The sequence below is a fragment of the Leclercia sp. M50 genome (assembly GCF_037150775.1).
Lineage (GTDB): Bacteria > Pseudomonadota > Gammaproteobacteria > Enterobacterales > Enterobacteriaceae > Enterobacter.
Genome location: NZ_JBBCPK010000016.1, coordinates 20,587 through 34,282, shown reverse-complemented (window position 1 = coordinate 34,282; position 13,696 = coordinate 20,587). Strand labels below are relative to the sequence as shown.

The 13,696-nt window shown below is 54.7% G+C and carries 16 protein-coding genes and 1 tRNA gene; 4 read left to right on the top strand and 13 right to left on the bottom strand.

What is annotated here, in order from left to right; translation table 11 throughout:
- Positions 1–44 precede the first annotated feature (44 nt).
- Positions 45–506, top strand: coding sequence for a multidrug/biocide efflux PACE transporter (locus WFM46_RS06075; RefSeq protein ID WP_103176861.1), 462 nt, complete (start codon positions 45–47; stop codon positions 504–506).
- 118 nt (positions 507–624) lie between these two features.
- Positions 625–1,854: an amino acid permease gene (locus tag WFM46_RS06070; RefSeq protein ID WP_336997249.1), complete on the top strand. Its 1,230-nt coding sequence runs from the start codon at positions 625–627 to the stop codon at positions 1,852–1,854.
- A 37-nt stretch (positions 1,855–1,891) separates the two neighbouring features.
- Here WFM46_RS06070 and WFM46_RS06065 read toward each other — a convergent pair whose 3' ends face one another.
- The gene (locus WFM46_RS06065) at positions 1,892–2,164 is read right to left on the bottom strand and encodes a GNAT family N-acetyltransferase (protein ID WP_103176863.1); all 273 of its coding nucleotides are present in this window, start codon (positions 2,162–2,164) and stop codon (positions 1,892–1,894) included.
- Between the two features lie 10 nt (positions 2,165–2,174).
- A complete protein-coding gene (gene yjdI, locus WFM46_RS06060) occupies positions 2,175–2,405 on the bottom strand; it encodes a 4Fe-4S mono-cluster protein YjdI (protein WP_040074154.1) in 231 nt (76 codons plus the stop codon).
- 185 nt (positions 2,406–2,590) lie between these two features.
- Between yjdI and WFM46_RS06055 the strand changes: the two genes are divergently transcribed.
- On the top strand, positions 2,591–2,953 hold the full coding sequence (locus WFM46_RS06055; RefSeq protein WP_236560468.1) for a hypothetical protein: 363 nt from the start codon (positions 2,591–2,593) through the stop codon (positions 2,951–2,953).
- A gap of 54 nt (positions 2,954–3,007) precedes the next feature.
- Here the strand turns inward: WFM46_RS06055 and ompA are convergent, their stop codons facing one another.
- The 9 genes from ompA to xerD form a co-directional block, all read right to left on the bottom strand.
- Positions 3,008–4,051 (bottom strand): porin OmpA, encoded by a 1,044-nt coding sequence (gene ompA / locus WFM46_RS06050; protein ID WP_336997248.1) that lies wholly within the window; start codon positions 4,049–4,051, stop codon positions 3,008–3,010.
- A gap of 115 nt (positions 4,052–4,166) precedes the next feature.
- Positions 4,167–4,796, bottom strand: a complete 630-nt coding sequence (locus WFM46_RS06045; protein WP_103176866.1) for a helix-turn-helix domain-containing protein — start codon at positions 4,794–4,796, stop codon at positions 4,167–4,169.
- Between the two features lie 180 nt (positions 4,797–4,976).
- A tRNA-Gly gene (locus tag WFM46_RS06040) sits at positions 4,977–5,050 on the bottom strand.
- Between the two features lie 80 nt (positions 5,051–5,130).
- Positions 5,131–5,868 (bottom strand): amidase activator ActS, encoded by a 738-nt coding sequence (actS, locus tag WFM46_RS06035; protein ID WP_336997247.1) that lies wholly within the window; start codon positions 5,866–5,868, stop codon positions 5,131–5,133.
- Positions 5,869–6,091: 223 nt separating this feature from the next.
- Positions 6,092–7,609, bottom strand: a complete 1,518-nt coding sequence (gene lysS / locus WFM46_RS06030) for a lysine--tRNA ligase (RefSeq protein ID WP_336997246.1) — start codon at positions 7,607–7,609, stop codon at positions 6,092–6,094.
- A 9-nt stretch (positions 7,610–7,618) separates the two neighbouring features.
- A protein-coding gene (gene prfB, locus WFM46_RS06025) for a peptide chain release factor 2 (protein ID WP_103176869.1) occupies positions 7,619–8,717 on the bottom strand; the annotation gives its coding sequence in 2 pieces (ribosomal slippage) (positions 7,619–8,641 and positions 8,643–8,717; 1,098 coding nt in all).
- Between the two features lie 90 nt (positions 8,718–8,807).
- Positions 8,808–10,541 carry a single-stranded-DNA-specific exonuclease RecJ gene (gene recJ, locus WFM46_RS06020; protein ID WP_156239711.1) on the bottom strand — a complete coding sequence of 578 codons (1,734 nt, stop codon included), beginning with the start codon at positions 10,539–10,541 and terminating at the stop codon, positions 8,808–8,810.
- Positions 10,542–10,546: 5 nt separating this feature from the next.
- The gene (gene dsbC, locus WFM46_RS06015; RefSeq protein WP_156655193.1) at positions 10,547–11,260 is read right to left on the bottom strand and encodes a bifunctional protein-disulfide isomerase/oxidoreductase DsbC; all 714 of its coding nucleotides are present in this window, start codon (positions 11,258–11,260) and stop codon (positions 10,547–10,549) included.
- A 21-nt stretch (positions 11,261–11,281) separates the two neighbouring features.
- Positions 11,282–12,208 (bottom strand): site-specific tyrosine recombinase XerD, encoded by a 927-nt coding sequence (xerD, locus tag WFM46_RS06010; protein WP_409201128.1) that lies wholly within the window; start codon positions 12,206–12,208, stop codon positions 11,282–11,284.
- Positions 12,209–12,278: 70 nt separating this feature from the next.
- Between xerD and fldB the strand changes: the two genes are divergently transcribed.
- A complete protein-coding gene (fldB, locus tag WFM46_RS06005; RefSeq protein ID WP_103176873.1) occupies positions 12,279–12,800 on the top strand; it encodes a flavodoxin FldB in 522 nt (173 codons plus the stop codon).
- 4 nt (positions 12,801–12,804) lie between these two features.
- Here fldB and WFM46_RS06000 read toward each other — a convergent pair whose 3' ends face one another.
- Both WFM46_RS06000 and sdhE read right to left on the bottom strand, forming a co-directional pair.
- Positions 12,805–13,218: a protein YgfX gene (locus tag WFM46_RS06000; protein ID WP_336997245.1), complete on the bottom strand. Its 414-nt coding sequence runs from the start codon at positions 13,216–13,218 to the stop codon at positions 12,805–12,807.
- Positions 13,199–13,465 (bottom strand): FAD assembly factor SdhE, encoded by a 267-nt coding sequence (gene sdhE, locus WFM46_RS05995; protein ID WP_103176875.1) that lies wholly within the window; start codon positions 13,463–13,465, stop codon positions 13,199–13,201. Before sdhE ends, WFM46_RS06000 begins: the two co-directional genes overlap by 20 nt.
- Positions 13,466–13,696: the final 231 nt, after the last annotated feature.

The window sequence follows — 13,696 nt, the reverse complement described above, 5'->3', positions numbered from 1 at the left end:
GCCGCATGATTGGCCGTCCGGGCTTGTTTTTGAGGTAAGAGATTATGCAGCACAACGATGTTCAGCGCAGAAAACTGCCGGAACGCATTTTTCACGCCGTCTGTTTTGAGGGTATTGCCACGGCGATCCTGGCCCCGACCACCGCGTGGCTGATGCAGCGCCCCATACTGGAGATGGGCGGGTTAACTGTTCTCCTCGCCACCACGGCGATGATCTGGAACATCATCTTCAACTACCTGTTCGACAGGCTGTGGCCGCGGCATAAGGTGCCTCGCACCGCGAAAGTCCGCGCCCTGCACGCGCTGGGTTTTGAAGTCGGGTTCATCTTTATCGGCGTCGGGATTGTATCGCTGGTGCTGGGCGTGAGCCTGCTTCAGGCCTTCACCTTAGAGATTGGCTTCTTTATTTTCTTCTTGCCGTACACCATGGTTTATAACTGGGCGTACGATACCCTGCGCGATCGCATGATTAAGCGACGCCAACAGCGGCAGGCTGCCACCTCTTAACTCCTCCGGCCGGAAATGCTTTCCGGCCCGCTTAAAACCGTTCCAACCGCCAGGCCAACTGTTGATTATGGTAAAATAGTCTCCTTTTTGTTGTTTTTATAGTTGATACGTTTATCTCATGTCGAAAATCTGGTCTAAAGAAGAGACCCTATGGAGCTTTGCCCTCTACGGCACTGCCGTGGGCGCAGGAACTTTGTTTCTGCCCATCCAGCTAGGGTCTGCAGGGGCTATCGTCCTGCTCATCACCGCCCTTGTGGCATATCCATTCACCTACTGGCCCCACAAAGCGTTATGCCAGTTCATCCTCTCTGCAAAAGCCAAAGGTAGCGAAGGGATCACCGGCGCGGTGACCTACTACTACGGGAAAAAGATCGGCAACCTGATCACCACGCTCTACTTTATCGCCTTTTTTGTGGTGGTGCAGATTTATGCCGTGGCGATCACCAACTCGCTGACCGAACAGCTGGCGAAGCATATGACGGTGGACACCACCGTGCGGGTGCTGGTCAGTCTGGGCGTCGTGCTGACGTTGAACCTGATCTTTTTGATGGGGCGGCATGCCACCATCCGGGTGATGGGTTTTCTGGTATTCCCGCTGATCGCTTACTTCCTGCTGGTGTCGCTCTATCTCACCCACAGCTGGCAACCCGCGCTGCTCACCAGCCAGATGAGCGTTGATAAGCACACTCTGCACCAGGTGTGGATCTCCATTCCGGTGATGGTGTTCGCCTTTAGCCATACGCCGATTATTTCAACCTTTGCCGTCGACCGGCGGGAGAAATATGGCGAGGCCGCCATGGGCAAATGTACCCGCATCATGAAGGTGGCCTACCTGGTTATCTGCCTGAGCGTGCTCTTCTTCGTCTTCAGCTGTCTGATGTCGATCCCACCCTCTTACATCGTCGCCGCGAAAGAGGAAGGGGTCACCATCCTCTCGGCGCTCTCGATGATGCCCTCCTCCCCTTCCTGGCTTGGGATCTCCGGGATTGTTGTCGCCATCATCGCGATGTCGAAGTCGTTTCTCGGCACCTATTTCGGGGTGATTGAGGGCGCGACGGAGATGGTGAAATCATCATTAAATCAGGTTGGGGTGAAGAAAAGCCGGGCCTTTAATCGGGCCGTGTCGGTGATGGGCGTATCATTAATCACCTTTGCGGTGTGCTGCATTAATCCCAATGCCATCTCGATGATCTACGCCATCAGCGGGCCGCTTATCGCCATGATTTTGTTCATCATGCCGACTCTGTCGACCTTCCTCATTCCGGCGCTGAAGCCCTACCGCTCCGTCGGCAATGTGCTGACGCTAATTATCGGGGTGTTATGCGTGTCGGTGATGTTTATCGCTTAAAAAAGAGAACCTGCAGCGCGCTGCTGCAGGTTCAGAATCAGGCGCGGATATCGTCATACTCGCGGGTGTTATCAAACTCATGTTTGGCGAACGGGCAGAGGGGAATAATTTTACGGTTTTCGGCACGCATCTTTTCCACCACCCTTGCCACCAGCTGTTTGCCCACGCCCTGCCCTTTCAGGCTGGGATCGACATCGGTATGCTCAATGATACTGAGGTGCTCGCCGGTGGGGACAAAGACGATCTCCGCAACCTGATTGCCTTCGGCATCGTTCACGTAAAACTTGTTATGGCCTTCCTGAATATCCATGGTTTCTCGCTTATTTGTGGCGGTATTTAAGTGCGCCGCTTGGGCAGGTATCGATCACACGCACGACCGTATCGACATCCACTTCGTCAGGGATGATCCACGGTTTACGTTTCAGATTGAAGAGCTTAGCGCTGCCGCGCACGCAGTTTCCCGCGTGTTGGCAGATGCCGGTATTGAAGTAGACGTCAATTTTCTCACCGGTATAGGCCCGGTATCCCGCCTCCAGCAGTTCATTATCCATGACATTGCCTCTGAATTATTATGGTTGGGATTAAGCATAGCGCGACATCTCTATTCAACCTGCTCGTTTAAAAATAAACAACATTAATCTGCAATCTGGCTACCCACGCTGGATAATTAACGCTGTTTTTCAGTAATACAGGTCAGATAATGAGAAAGATATCCCCGCTCATACTGGTATTTAGTATGGTTTTTATCACCGGCTGTAGCAGCCCGGAACCGGACAAAGTTGAACAGATCAACAGATTGCATATTCCATTAGTTCTGCCCGGCAGCAAAGCCCCACCGGCACAGACATCCCATATCGCCTCGCTGTACAATTCCAATAAACAGGATATAGAGAGGCTTACCGACACGCTAAAAAAGCAATATTTACAGGATGTAAAACCCAAAGAGATATTTGAAATGGATAGCGATGTACAGCCCGTCTACGCTTCTCTTTCCCGATTAGAAGCATTAGCCATGATGAATCAGCAATACCTTAAAGATAAGAATGAAATGGGGTTACAGCAGATACATATTGCGCTCAAACCGGTTATTACCGGCTAATCTTCGATAAAAAAACCCGGCAGGTTAATGCCGGGTTTAAAGCGTTCCAGAATTTTATTTATTGCTGATCTCTACCACCACCCGTCGATCCGGGGACAGACAACCAATCAGCGCGTTGCCGCTCTGACCATTACATTGCGCTCCTGTCACGGACTCACTCGCACCGCGGCCTGCTGTGGTGATGTTTTGCGCCGGAATGCCCAGCGCAACCAGTTCATCAGCTACAGCCTGCGCGCGGCGTTCAGAGAGTTGCAGATTGTAGTCAGGCGTACCGATACGATCGCTGTAGCCGATAACCACTGTCGACTTGTCGTTGGCAGGCTGTAAACCCGGGCTATTATAGAGCTGGCGAATCGCTGCGTGGCCTTCGCTGGTAAGGTTTGCAGAGTCATAGTCAAACATCACATCGGATTTCAGGTTAAAACGCTGTGGCGCCGGGGCCGGTTCAACGGTAGCCGCGGGAGTGGCGACAACAGGTGCGTCCTCATGCTGACCAAAACGGTAGCTCAGCCCGGCCGTAACCGAACTGACATCACTGCTTACCCCAATCTGATTGGCGTTGCCAACGTTGCTTACCCATTGATACTCAAGGCGGCCCGCCCAGTTTTTGTTAAAGGCATATTCGGTCCCGACAGCAGCTAACGGGCGAACACCGGTTTCAAAGCGATTATGACCGCTTACATCGGATTCAGCCCGGTATCCCATTGCCCCGGCCCGGCCATACAGGTCCCATTTCGGCGTGACGGCATAGCTGGCTTTCAGGGACATCTGGATCCCCTGACTTTTCATTCTGGCGCCGGCGCCGGCGTGATGGCCGTTTAACTGCATATTCCCTAAATAGTCGTAACCACCTTCCACAGCAAGCCAGGAGTTAATCTGGTAACCGGTATAAATACCGCCACTCACATTATCCTGGTCTAAATCAAAATGGTTTGAGCCACTGTTATTATCCAGCGCTTTGCTACCCGTGTTGGTATCGAAATAGTGCGACCAACCCAATTTTCCACCGCTGTACCAGGTTCCGGCATCACCTGCAGCAAAAGCTGCGTTAGCGGTAAAAGCATTTGCGATAATTAACGCAACAATAGTCTTTTTCATAACAATCCCGTTCACACTTACTGTAGATAGATTTCTTTATTAATTTCAGTAGGCAAACGATATAGAAAAAAAGCTGTCAGGTTAATTATCATTCTGTTTAAAATTAAATTTTCAGTTAAAAACTCTCTGGCAAACTCTTTAGTTCCTGAAGATAACCGCCACGTTTAAAGTTGATATATCCCCCTCGTTTCAGGGCAGAAATGACATTTAACACACTGCTGCGGGAAAGCAGCGTTCTGTCCTGAATATAATCGAGGATCGATATACGCATGCGAGTCTGTTCCGGCAGCGTGATCATCTCCAGCAGGTGGTTACGTATCACGGAATAGGTTCGTTGTTGTACCACTAGCGCGTCACGATAAAACAGATAAGCAGTATGGTAGGAGAGCACCGCTGCCACCTCCTCCCATAACCCTTGTTGGGAAATAAGTTCCGCCGCCCGCCCTGCATCAATCCGTAACAGTGTCGACTCAGCTTCGGTGCGCAGAATATGGCCTTTTGTCGGCTGGATCATCTCCGCAATACCAAAAAGATGCGCTTCGTAAACCGTGACAATCAACAGCCCATCAGAGGCACGCAGGATGGATAACTCTCCCTCGATAAAAAAGTAGAGCTGGGGACGTCCTTTGTATGTCCAGGTCATTCGCTTGCGGGGGATGACCTGGAGTTTATCCGCGATCGGCTCAAGCGCCGCAAGCAGACGCTGCATGGCCCCTTCGGGACGAACGGGTGAAATAAGATGCATAGTATGACCTGATAACGTTGGATAGCAGCCAGAATAGCTCTGCGATTTGCGCAGGTTGGCCTCTACTTCTCTCTTCAGATATAGCAATGAATAAACGGCGGGTAAAATTTAGGTTGTTTATTTTTAAATTTTTGCACGACGGGGACGGATGCTGTGTCGCGCTGTTGCAGAGATAAAAGCTGGAGCGGGCGAAGGGAATCGAACCCTCGTATAGAGCTTGGGAAGCTCTCGTTCTACCATTGAACTACGCCCGCTTTGAGGTGCGTAAGGCATTATAGACCTTACGCCTCTGCTGACAAGAGACCGGTTTGCTAAGTGGCGATAAAATAATCACTTAGCACTTCGGTTTACCGCCCGGCGCCGGTAAATAGCGGATCGGATCGATAGCCGTCGCCCGATAGCGGATCTGGAAATGCAGCGCCACGGTATTGGAGCCGGTGCTGCCCATGGTGGCGATCTTCTGCCCCGCCTTCACGTTTTGCCCGTTATTCACCAGCATTGTGTCGTTATGGGCATAGGCGGTGATGTAGTCCTCACCGTGCTTAATCATGATCAAATTGCCATAACCCCGCAGTTGATTGCCGACATAGACAACTTTGCCCGCATCGGAGGCATACACCGGTGCGCCGCGGTTGCCGGCGATATCAATGCCTTTGTTTCCCCCTTCTGCGGTGGAGTACGGGATCACCACTTTGCCGCTGGCAGGCCAGACCCAGCAGCGCTGCCCGACAGGCGGCCAGGAAGATTTCGGTACGGTGTAAGATGGGGTGACCGCAGCGGTTTTACCGCGGCTCTTTGACGAAGACTTTCTGGCCGTACTGCTGGTACCGTTAATCTTCAGCTTTTGCCCCACTTCGATGGTGTAAGGCGGAGAAATATTGTTCAGGCGCGCCAGCTCCTTCACGCTGGTGCCGGTCGCACGCGATATACGGTACAGCGTATCACCGCGTTTAACGGTATACACCGGGCCAGAATCCGATGATTTACTGCCCGCGCATCCCGCCAGCAACAGGGCCAGAATCAGGCAAAACAGAGCAGAAACGGGGTTTTTCGTCGGGCTTCCTGCAAACAAAACAGTTCCTCGGTCAACGTGAATGGCCGCGCTATCATAGCAGCCTCATTACGGATGCCCAAGAGCACCCTGCGCGACAACCAGTGTAGCAGCGATTACGCTCCAGGCCGTGAAGGGCGCAGAAGCCCAGGCTGCAAGAGGCTCACCGCTGCGCTTCGCGACAAACGCCAGGCAATAAAAAAGCCCCGACGCAATATACGCCGGGGCTTTTTCGCAACAGGGATTATTTTACCGGACGCATCGCCGGGAAGAGGATCACGTCGCGGATGGTGTGGCTGTTGGTGAACAGCATCACCATACGGTCGATACCAATACCCAGACCCGCCGTCGGCGGCAGGCCGTGTTCCAGTGCGGTCACGTAATCTTCGTCGAAGAACATCGCTTCGTCGTCACCCGCCGCTTTCGCATCAACCTGATCCTGGAAGCGCTGCGCCTGATCTTCTGCATCGTTCAGCTCGCTAAAGCCGTTGCCGATTTCGCGGCCACCGATGAAGAACTCGAAGCGGTCAGTGATTTCCGGATTCACATCGTTACGACGCGCCAGCGGAGAGACTTCAGCCGGGTATTCGGTAATGAAGGTTGGCTGAATGAGGTGCGCTTCGGCCACTTCTTCGAAGATCTCGGTCACGATACGGCCCAGACCCCAGCTCTTCTCAACCTTGATACCGATGCTCTCAGCGATCGCTTTCGCAGAGTCGAAGTTATCCAGATCGGCCATCTCGGTTTCCGGACGGTATTTCTTGATTGCTTCACGCATTGTCAGCTTAGCGAACGGCTTACCGAAGTCGAACACCTCTTCGCCGTAAGGCACTTCAGTGGTGCCCAGAATGTCCTGCGCCAGGGTGCGGAACAGGGATTCGGTCAGCTCGATCAGATCTTTGTAATCCGCGTAGGCCATATAGAGTTCCATCATGGTGAACTCAGGGTTATGACGAACGGAGATGCCTTCGTTACGGAAGTTACGGTTGATCTCAAATACGCGATCGAAACCGCCCACCACCAGACGCTTCAGATACAGTTCCGGCGCGATACGCAGGTACATGTCCAGGTCCAGGGCGTTGTGATGGGTGATGAATGGACGCGCGGAGGCACCGCCCGGGATCACCTGCATCATCGGGGTTTCCACTTCCATAAAGTCGCGGTTAACCATGAACTGGCGAATACCGGCCATGATCTTAGAGCGAATTTTGAAGGTCTTGCGGGACTCATCGTTAGAGATGAGATCCAGGTAGCGCTGGCGATAGCGCGCTTCCTGATCCTGCAGGCCGTGGAACTTGTCCGGCAGCGGGCGCAGGGCTTTGGTCAGCAGACGCAGCTCGGTGCAGTGGATGGAGAGCTCGCCGGTCTTGGTTTTGAACAGTTTACCTTTCGCGCCCAGGATATCGCCCAGGTCCCACTTTTTGAACTGCTCGTTGTAGATGCCTTCTGGCAGATCGTCGCGAGAAACATACAGCTGAATGCGGCCGCCAACATCCTGCAACGTAATAAAGGAGGCTTTACCCATGATACGACGGGTCATCATACGGCCAGCAACGGCCACTTCGATGTTCAGCGCTTCCAGCTCTTCGTTCTCTTTAGCGTCGAAGTCAGCATGCAGTTGGTCTGAGGTACGATCGCGGCGAAAATCGTTCGGGAACGGCACGCCCTGCTCGCGCAGCGCAGCCAGCTTCTCGCGGCGGGTTTTCAGTTCATTATTAAGATCGGCTACCGCGTCAGCGCCCTGTGCTTGTTGTTCAGACATGTTGGTTCCTCATAACCCTGCTTTCAAACTTGCTTCGATAAATTGGTCCAGGCTGCCATCCAGCACCGCCTGCGTGTTACGGGTTTCGACACCGGTACGCAGGTCTTTGATGCGGGAGTCATCAAGGACGTAAGAACGGATCTGGCTGCCCCAGCCGATATCAGACTTGTTATCTTCCATCGCCTGTTTCTCAGCATTTTTCTTTTGCATCTCCAGCTCATAAAGCTTCGCTTTCATCTGCTTCATGGCCTGGTCTTTGTTTTTATGCTGGGAACGGTCGTTCTGGCACTGTGTCACCAGCCCGGTAGGGATGTGGGTAATACGCACCGCAGATTCCGTACGGTTAACGTGCTGACCACCCGCACCGGATGCGCGGTAGACGTCGATACGCAGATCTGCCGGGTTGATTTCGATGTCGATATCTTCGTCCACTTCCGGATAGACAAACGCGGAGCTGAACGAGGTATGGCGGCGACCGCCGGAGTCGAACGGGCTCTTACGCACCAGACGGTGTACGCCGGTTTCAGTACGCAGCCAGCCGTAGGCATAATCGCCAATGATCTTGATGGTGACAGATTTCAGGCCTGCCACTTCGCCTTCAGACTCTTCGATAATCTCAGTCTTGAAGCCGCGGGCTTCAGCCCAACGCAGATACATGCGGGTCAGCATGCTGGCCCAGTCCTGGGCTTCTGTACCGCCGGAACCGGCCTGGATATCAAGGTAGCAGTCGGCGCTGTCGTACTCGCCGGAGAACATACGACGGAATTCCAGCTGTGCCAGCTTCTCTTCCAGCCCGTCGAGCTCTGCGACAGCTTCGTTGAAGGTCTCTTCGTCGTCGGCCTCAACGGCCAGCTCCAGCAGTCCGGAAACATCATCCAGACCCTGCGCCATTTGATCCAGCGTATCTACGATAGCTTCGAGAGAGGAACGCTCTTTACCCAGCGCCTGTGCGCGTTCAGGTTCGTTCCAGACGTCCGGCTGTTCCAGCTCGGCGTTTACTTCTTCAAGACGCTCTTTCTTGGCATCGTAGTCAAAGATACCCCCTAAGAACGTCGGAGCGCTCGGTGAGGTCCTGAATGCGGTTTTTTACCGGATTAATTTCAAACATGGTCTGTTTTCTTTTATGGACGAGTAAAAATGCGGTGTAAGGGCGGAATTGTACCGGATTCACGCCCTTTTTTATAGCGGAATAGTGATGCTAAAGTGGCCAGATATGGTCGATGATGATTTGCAGGCTGCGGTTGCCGCGAAACTCGTTAATATCCAGTTTATAGGCCAGTTCGACTTCGCGTACGCCGTTATCAGGCCAGATTGTGGTGTCCACGTTAAAGGCGATACCGTCCAGCAGCGGACCGCCGCCAACCGGTTCCACCATCACCTTCAGATGCCGTTCCCCCACCAGACGCTGTTGCAGCAGGCGGAAACGCCCGTCAAACAGCGGCTCCGGGAACATCTGCCCCCACGGACCGGCGTCGCGCAGCATCTGCGCCACCTCCATGGTCATATCCGCCGGCGCCAGCGGGCCATCGGTGACCACTTCGCCCTGGAGCAGAGCCGGATCCAGCCAGTCGGTGACCAGCTCGCTGAACAGGCGCTGGAACTGGTCAAATTTCGCCTCTTCCAGCGACAGTCCCGCCGCCATGGCGTGGCCGCCAAATTTAATCATCAGCCCCGGATGCAGCGTATGCAGGCGCTCCAGCGCGTCGCGCATGTGCAGCCCCTGAATCGAGCGGCCGGAGCCTTTCAGGGTGCCGTCTCCGGCAGGGGCAAAGGCGATCACCGGGCGGTGAAAACGCTCTTTAATGCGCGAGGCGAGGATGCCCACCACCCCCTGATGCCACTCAGGGTGATACATCGCCAGCCCGCCGGGCAGCGAGTCGCCGCTGCGCTCCAGCTTTTCGCAGAGGATCAGGGCTTCGGCCTGCATCCCCTGCTCGATCTCTTTGCGGGTCTGGTTCAGCGCGTCCAGCTCGTTGGCCAGCACGCGCGCCTCGCCGATGTTATCGCACAGCAGCAGCGCTACGCCCACCGACATATCGTCCAGACGTCCGGCAGCGTTCAGACGCGGGCCAAGGGCAAAGCCGAGATCGCTGGCCGCCAGCCGCAGCGGGTCCCGGTTGGAGATCTCCAGCAGCGCCTTGATACCCGGACGGCATTTTCCCGCCCGAATACGGTTCAAACCCTGCCAGGTCAGAATACGGTTATTGGCATCCAGCGGCACCACGTCCGCTACGGTGCCCAGCGCCACCAGATCGAGGAATTCCGCCAGATTAGGCGGCGCAATACCTTTAGCGTCAAACCACCCTTCATCACGCAGCCGTGTACGCAGCGCCAGCATCAGATAGAAAGCCACCCCCACCCCCGCCAGCGATTTCGACGGGAAGTCGCAGTCGCGCAGGTTGGGGTTAACGATCGCTTCTGCCGCCGGTAAGGTATCCCCAGGCAGGTGGTGATCGGTGACCAGCACCGGGATGCCAAATTCATGGGCGCGCTCAACTCCGGCATGGGAGGAGATCCCGTTGTCCACCGTCAGGATCATCTGCGCGCCGCGGGCGTGAGCCTGATCCACCACTTCCGGGCTCAGGCCATAGCCATCCTCAAAGCGGTTCGGCACCAGATATGAGACGTTGTCGCACCCCATCGCCCGCAGGCTGAGCACGCTCAGCGCGGTACTGGTGGCGCCATCGGCGTCAAAATCCCCCACCACAATGATGCGCGTTCCTTCCCGCAGGGCGTTGTACAGCAGCTCGGTGGCGCGTTCGACGCCGCTAAGCTGCTGCCAGGAGAGCATACCCTTTACGCTGCGTTCAAGGTCATCTGCATTTCGCACGCCACGGCTGGCATAGAGCCGACGCAACAGTGGAGGGAGCGTCGCGGGTAACGCGGCGCTCTCGTCCACTTCACGACGACGAAGTTGTGTCGAAGATTTCACGCGAATTATTTACCGCCAAACTGTTTCTGGTGCTCATCAAGGAAGGCTTTCATCTCTTTCGGCCCCTGGTAGCCCGGCACAACATAGCCGTTGCTCAGCACGATCGCAGGCGTACCGGTCACACCAAACTGCACGCCCAGCGCGTAGTGATTGGCAATGTCGATATCACAGGAGGCAGGCTTAACGCCTTTACCGCTCATGGCATCATCAAAGGCTTTGTTACGATCTTTCGCACACCAGATGGCCTTCATGTCCTGCTCAGGCTGGCTCTGCACGCCCGCACGCGGGAAGGCGAGATAACGCACGGTGATCCCCAGCGCGTTGTAATCTTTCATCTCTTCATGCAGCTTGTGGCAGTAGCCGCAGGTGATGTCGGTAAAGACGGTAATGACATGTTTTTCCTGCGCCGCTTTGTAGACGATCATCTCTTTTTCCAGCGCGTTCAGGTTTTTCATCAGCATCTGGTTGGTAACGTTAACCGGCTGCGCGCCGCTCACGTCGTACAGCGGTCCCTGGATAAAGTGCTTACCGTCTTCGGTCACATACAGCACGCCGCTGTTGGTCAGTACCGTTTTCATGCCCGCAACGGGCGCAGGCTGAATTTCGCTACTGGTGACACCAAGCTTCGCCAGAGACTGTTTGATGGCCGCATCGTCAGCATGCGCCAGGCCGGATAATGACGCTGCCAGCAGAGAGAACAGCACTAAAGACTTTTTCATATTGGTTCCTGTTACAAGTCATCACGCACGTGGGTGATGCTGTTGGTGTAGCTGCCGCAGGCGTTCCGTCGCGACATGCGTGTAGATTTGCGTCGTTGACAGGTCACTGTGCCCAAGCAGCATCTGGACCACGCGCAGATCGGCGCCGTGATTCAGAAGATGGGTCGCAAACGCGTGACGCAGAACGTGCGGCGAAAGTTTTTCACTGTCGATACCCGCCAGTGTGGCGTAATGTTTGATGCGATGCCAGAAGGTTTGACGTGTCATTTGCTGCGCGCGCTGGCTGGGAAACAGCACGTCAATGGAGACACCGTTCAGCAACCAGGGGCGGCCATGCTGAAGATAGTTCTCCAGCCAGTAAACCGCCTCTTCACCCAGCGGCACCAGACGCTCTTTATTGCCTTTACCGATCACCCGTACCACACCCTGGCGCAGACTGATATCGCTCATCGTCAGCCCGACCAGTTCAGACACGCGTAATCCTGTGGCGTAAAGCACTTCGAGCATCGCTTTATCGCGTAACTCCAGCGGTTGGTCAACCACTGGCGACTGTAATAATCTCTCAACTTGCGCTTCGCTGAGATCTTTTGGCAAACGCTGGGGCAGTTTTGGCGACGCCAGTGCCGCACTGGGATCATCAGGGCGTATCTTCTCGCGATAAAGGTGCTGAAACAGACGCCGCATGGCGCTCAGCAGCCGCGCGGAACTGGTGGCTTTATATCCCCCTTCCATCCGCTCGGCAAGCAGCGCCTGCAAATTGTCGCTTTGGGCCGTGGCCAGAGAGAGATCATGATGGTGTAACCATGCCACCAGCATCGCCAGATCGCGTCGGTAGGCGCTGAGGGTGTTCTCGGCAAGATTCTTCTCCAGCCAGAGCGCATCGAGAAACTGTTCGATGAGTGAGAGATCCTTTTCCACGTCCGCCTCTTTCGTTCTGCAATGGGGCATTATGCCTGAATGGGTCTTGTTTCTGGTACACTACTCGCAAAGTCATAGCAAGTATTGAGACATTTTAGCGATGAATATTGGTCTGTTTTATGGTTCCAGCACCTGCTACACCGAGATGGCCGCAGAGAAAATTCGCGACATTATCGGCCCGGAACTGGTCACCCTGCACAATCTCAAAGATGATGCCCCATCGATGATGGAGCAGTACGACGTGCTGATCCTCGGCATCCCGACCTGGGATTTCGGTGAACTGCAGGAAGACTGGGAAGCCATCTGGGATCAGCTCGACTCCCTGGCGCTTGAAGGCAAAATTATCGCGCTTTACGGCATGGGCGATCAGCTGGGCTACGGCGAGTGGTTCCTCGACGCGCTGGGGATGCTGCATGACAAGCTGGCACCGAAAGGGGTCACGTTCATCGGTTACTGGCCGACAGAAGGCTATGAGTTTACCAGCAAGAAACCGATTATCGCCGACGGAGAGCTGTTTGTCGGGCTGGCCCTGGATGAAACCAACCAGTACGACCTCAGTGAAGAGCGCCTGCAGAGCTGGTGCGAGCAAATCCTTGGCGAAATGGCGGAGCAGTTCAGCTAAACCACTACCGCCCCTGCGTCGGCTGGTGCGACATCATCCGACGCAGCTCCCGCCACTCCGCTTCATCCATACTGTCTGCCGCCAGCCATAAATGATGGCAGCGTTGACCCGCGCCTTTGCGTAAGCGGAGCATCATGCCGGAGTTCAGCATCCACGGCGTGCCGACAATTTCCCACTCGCTCTCCTGCCAGTGCAGACGGGAATCCATAAACAGTTTGATTTCACCCTGACGGGCGTTAATGCGCCGCTGACTGCGTACGCTATCAAACACCACCAGCGACAGCAGCATCAGCCATAACGGGGTGTAGCTCAGCGGCCACGGCATCAGAAGAATAACAGCCGCGACCAGGCCGTGGAGCAGAAGCGACATCCACTGGGCGCGCCATGAGACGCGTAGATCAGATTGCCACAGGACCACGTTCCTGATTCCGTGTCTGAATTAAAAGCACCATCCGTTGCAGCTCGGCGTCGGCGGGTTTGCCGTGATTCATCAACCAGTTAAATAAATCGGGATCGTCGTTCTCCAGCAGGCGGACGAAGAGATGCTTATCCTCATCGCTCAGGCTGTCATATTCGTATTCGAAGAACGGCATGATGGAGATATCGAGTTCGCGCATGCCGCGACGGCATGCCCAGTGAATGCGGGCTTTGTTATTAATGTCCATGTCTGATTCCTGCATAACGTTGAGTTCAGGCAGTGTTCCGTTCGTATCGGCAGAGAAACGTGCTCAACCGGGAAGAAACGGCTCTTAGTGTAACGTGTTTTTTGCTGTTTCATTACTGGAATATTGTGTTCCAGGAGCAGGCTTCCACAAAAAACCACAATAAATAAGCGTGTTCAGCTGTTTTGCGTAGCGTTACGCAGATTAGGCTAAGGGCACGAATAGCCTGTTGAA